Origin of the sequence: Micrococcus sp. KRD128 (assembly GCF_017168395.1) — a bacterium.
Classification (GTDB): Bacteria; Actinomycetota; Actinomycetes; order Actinomycetales; family Micrococcaceae; genus Micrococcus; species Micrococcus luteus.
On record NZ_JABFAX010000021.1, the window covers coordinates 40524 to 43939 of the forward strand.

2 protein-coding genes are annotated in these 3416 nt (G+C 71.9%); both read right to left on the bottom strand.

All coding sequences use genetic code 11. From position 1 onward, the window contains the following. Nucleotides 1-209 precede the first annotated feature (209 nt). Nucleotides 210-1142: a 3-hydroxyacyl-CoA dehydrogenase gene (locus J1M44_RS10710; RefSeq protein WP_206480975.1), complete on the bottom strand. Its 933-nt coding sequence runs from the start codon at nt 1140-1142 to the stop codon at nt 210-212. A 138-nt stretch (nt 1143-1280) separates the two neighbouring features. Beyond that, nucleotides 1281-3401, bottom strand: a complete 2121-nt coding sequence (gene paaZ, locus J1M44_RS10715; RefSeq protein ID WP_206480976.1) for a phenylacetic acid degradation bifunctional protein PaaZ — start codon at nt 3399-3401, stop codon at nt 1281-1283. Nucleotides 3402-3416 lie beyond the last annotated feature (15 nt).

Sequence of the window (3416 nt, forward strand, 5' to 3'; positions counted from 1 at the left end):
GGGGAGGGGGGCTCTGCGCCGCCGCCCGCGCACCCGGCGAGGGCGAGCGCGCCCACGGCGAGGACGCCGAACAGGGGGAGTCGGGAGGTCGTCATGGCCCGACTCTACGTGCGCTGTGACGGATGCCACAAGGAAGTGGCGGGGCATGCGTGGGGGCCGCCCGATGCGTGGTGCGCATCGGACGGCCCCTGATCCGTCAGCGGGGGAGGTCAGCCGAGCGGGGTGTCCTTGTCGCCCAGGTTCCAGTCCTCCACCGGGCCGAGGTTCTCCCCGTCCGGCCCGTAGCGGTAGAAGCCCTGGCCGTCGGCCACACCGCTGTGGCCCTCGGCGATGCTCTTCTCGAGCAGCTCAGCGAAGCCGCGCTGCCAGTCGACGCCCGTGTTGCGGGAGACGTTGGCGGCCACGTGGAAGCCCACGATGTCGTAGGTCTGGAACGGGCCGCGCTCGTTGCCGGTGGCCACGCGCCAGGTGCGGTCGATGTCCGCCGGGTTGCCCACTCCGTGCATGTACAGCTTGGAGCCGGCCTGCAGCCACGGGATGAGCAGGGAGTTGAGGAAGTAGCCCGGGATCTCCTTGCGCACGTGCACGGGGACCATGCCGGTCTCCTCGGCGAACTGCAGGGCTCCCGCGATGGCCTCCGGCGAGGTCGCGGCGGTGCCCATGACCTCGGCGGTGTTCTGCGCCCAGATGCGGTTGGCGTAGTGCAGGGCCAGGAAGCGCTCCGGATGGCCGCTGGCGTCGGCGAAGTCCGAGGGCAGCAGGGAGGAGGTGTTCGTGGCGAACAGGGTCGTGGCGGGGGCGAGCTCGCCCACCTGGGCCCACACCTTGCGCTTGAGCTCCAGGTTCTCCGGCACGGCCTCGACCACGATGTCCGCATTCGCCAGGGCCTCGCCGAGGTCCGAGGTCGGCGTGATGCGGGCGAGGGCGTCGTCGAAGCGCTGCGGGTCGTAGCCCTCCCCGAGGTCTGCTTCGTAGCCCTGGCGGATCCACGCCCAGCGGCGCTCGATCCCCTCGAGGGCGGCGGGGACGGCGTCGTAGGCCATCACCTTCTTGCCGTGGTACGCCGCCTGCATGATGATCTGCGAACCCAGCACGCCGGTGCCCAGCACGGCGACCTGCTCGAAACGGGTGAACTCGGACATGTGTGTCGACCTTCTTCTCTCGCGGTCCGAATGGGACGTACAGGTGAACGTCCCGGGCACGCTCCTTGTTCCCGGGGACGACGACGGGCCGCCCGGCGCGCAGCGGGCGCACGGGACGGCCCGTCGAAGCAGGGGGGCTCAGCCCTGGGAGGTCTCGGACGGGGCCATCGGCCAGGTCTTGGCCACGAGCGTCAGCACGTCGTACTGGGCGCAGAGCTCGTCCTTCTGGTTGTGGATCCGGCAGTCCCAGGCCACCTCGCCGTACTCGTCGCTCACGCGCGGGGTGATGCGCTTGGCCGTCAGGGTCACGCGGATGGCGTCGTCGTAGGTCACCGGCGTGATGAAGCGCAGGTTCTCCAGGCCGTAGTTGGCCAGCACCGGGCCCGGATCCGGGGCCACGAACAGCCCCGCGGCCCACGAGACCAGCAGGTAGCCGTGGGCCACCCGGCGCGGGAAGAACGGGTTGGCCATGGCGGCCTCCTCGTCCGTGTGCGCGTAGAACCTGTCCCCGGTCTCCTCCGCGAAGGCGGTGATGTCCTCCAGGGTGACGGTGCGCAGGCCGGAGGCGAACTGGTCGCCCACCGTCAGCTCGGCCAGGGACTTGTAGAACGGGTGCACGGCCGTGCCGGCCTCCACGTCCTCGCGCGTCACCGTGTGGGCCGCGGCGCCCTGATGCCACACGCCGGTGATGGCCGTGAGCATGTCCGGGGAGCCCTGGATCGCCGTACGCTGCATGTAGTGCTTCACGGCGCGGACCCCGCCGAGCTCCTCGCCGCCGCCGGCGCGGCCGGGGCCGCCGTGGACCAGCACCGGCACGGGGGCGCCATGGCCCGTGGTGGTCGCGGCGGTCTGGCGGTTCAGGACGTGCACGCGGCCGTGGTGGGCGCCGATCCCGGCGGCGAACGCGCGGGCGATCTCACCGTCGTTCGTGGCGACCGTGGCCACGAGCGATCCCGAACCCAGGGCGGCCAGGGCCACGGCGTCGGCCACGTCCGTGTAGCCGATCACCGAGGTGACCGGACCGAACGCCTCGACGCTGTGCACCTCGGGGGTGCGCGCGTCCTCGAAGGTGAGCACCGTGGGGGCGAAGAACGCGCCGGACTCGGCGTCGGCGCCGCCGGTCGAGCCCTCGGGGCCGCCGAGGCGGACCCGACCGCCGGCGTCGACCAGGCGCTGCACCGCGCCGCGGACCTCGCTCTGCTGCTCCTTCGAGGCCAGGGCGCCCATGGTGGTGCCCTCGACGCGCGGGTCGCCCAGGACGACCTTCGCGGCCAGGCGCTCGGTGAGGGCGGCGGTCACGGCCTCGACCCGGTCCTGCGGGACGATCACCCGGCGGATGGCGGTGCACTTCTGGCCGGCCTTGACCGTCATCTCCTGGAAGACGACCTTCACGAACGCCTCGAACTCGGGGGTGCCGGGGGCGGCGTCCGGGCCGAGGATGGCGGCGTTGAGGGAGTCGGTCTCCGCGGTGAAGCGGACGCCGCCCTCCTGCACGTTCGGGTGCTTCTTCAGCGTGGCCGCGGTGGCGGCGGAGCCGGTGAACGCGACGTGGTCGCGGTAGTCCAGGTGGTCCAGCAGGTCGCGGGCGGAGCCGGAGATCAACTGGATCGAGCCCTCGGGCAGCACGCCGGACTCCAGCATCAGCTCGACGCATTTCTGCGTGACGTAGCCGGTGGGGGTGGCCGGCTTGACCACGGTGGGCACGCCGGCGACGAAGGCCGGGGCGAACTTCTCGAGCATGCCCCACACGGGGAAGTTGAAGGCGTTGATCTGCACGGCCACGCCCGGGATGCGCTGGTAGATGTGCTCGCCGATGAAGGAGCCGTCGCGGGAGAGGGGCTCCACGTCGCCGTCGATGATCACGTGGGAGTTCGGCAGCTCGCGGCGGCCCTTGCCGGAGAACGTGAAGAGGGTGCCGATGCCGCCGTCGACGTCGAAGGCGTGGTCGCGCTGCGTGGCGCCGGTGGCGAAGGAGACGTCGTAGAGCTCCTGGACGCGGGAGTTCAGGTAGAGCGCGAGCTCCTTGAGCTTGAGGGCGCGCTCGTGGATGGTCAGCTCGCCCAGGGCCTGCTGGCCGACGGTGCGGGCGTGCTCGATGGCGGCGGCCGTGTCGAGGCCGTCGGTGGAGACGCCGGTGAGGCGCGCCCCGGTGTTCGCGTCCGTCACGTCGGTGACCTTGGACGGGTGCGACGGCGTCCACCAGCTGCCGGCGACGTAGCTGGGGAGGATCTCCGGGAGGGAGGGGGCGGTGACGGTCACGGGGGCTCCTGGTGT

What these genes read in the sequence shown, in the direction of transcription:
- J1M44_RS10710 (WP_206480975.1), bottom strand. Translation starts at nt 1,142, where the DNA reads ATGTCCGAGTTCACCCGTTTCGAGCAGGTCGCCGTGCTGGGCACCGGC.